Origin of the sequence: Diplocloster hominis (assembly GCF_032380655.1) — a bacterium.
Taxonomy (GTDB): domain Bacteria; phylum Bacillota; class Clostridia; order Lachnospirales; family Lachnospiraceae; genus Diplocloster; species Diplocloster hominis.
In genome coordinates, this window is sequence record NZ_JAWDIY010000096.1 from 1 (window position 1) to 549 (window position 549).

General features: G+C 51.7%; 1 rRNA gene. It reads left to right on the forward strand.

Annotated features, from left to right (window positions below):
* A 16S ribosomal RNA gene (locus tag ABC831_RS26425) occupies positions 1-502 on the forward strand; the annotation flags it as partial.
* Positions 503-549 lie beyond the last annotated feature (47 nt).

The following is a 549-nucleotide window of genomic DNA, read 5'->3' on the forward strand; positions in this document are numbered from 1 at the left end:
CAAGACAGGTGGTGCATGGTTGTCGTCAGCTCGTGTCGTGAGATGTTGGGTTAAGTCCCGCAACGAGCGCAACCCTTATCCTTAGTAGCCAGCAGTGAGATGGGCACTCTAGGGAGACTGCCGGAGACAATCCGGAGGAAGGTGGGGATGACGTCAAATCATCATGCCCCTTATGACTTGGGCTACACACGTGCTACAATGGCGTAAACAAAGGGAAGCGAGACCGCGAGGTTAAGCAAATCTCAAAAATAACGTCTCAGTTCGGATTGTAGTCTGCAACTCGACTACATGAAGCTGGAATCGCTAGTAATCGCGAATCAGCATGTCGCGGTGAATACGTTCCCGGGTCTTGTACACACCGCCCGTCACACCATGGGAGTCGATAACGCCCGAAGCCGGTGACCTAACCGAAAGGAAGGAGCCGTCGAAGGCGGGATGGATAACTGGGGTGAAGTCGTAACAAGGTAGCCGTATCGGAAGGTGCGGCTGGATCACCTCCTTTCTAAGGAAGAAGAAGTAAGGGTTGTTTTACTGTTTAGTTATCAAGAA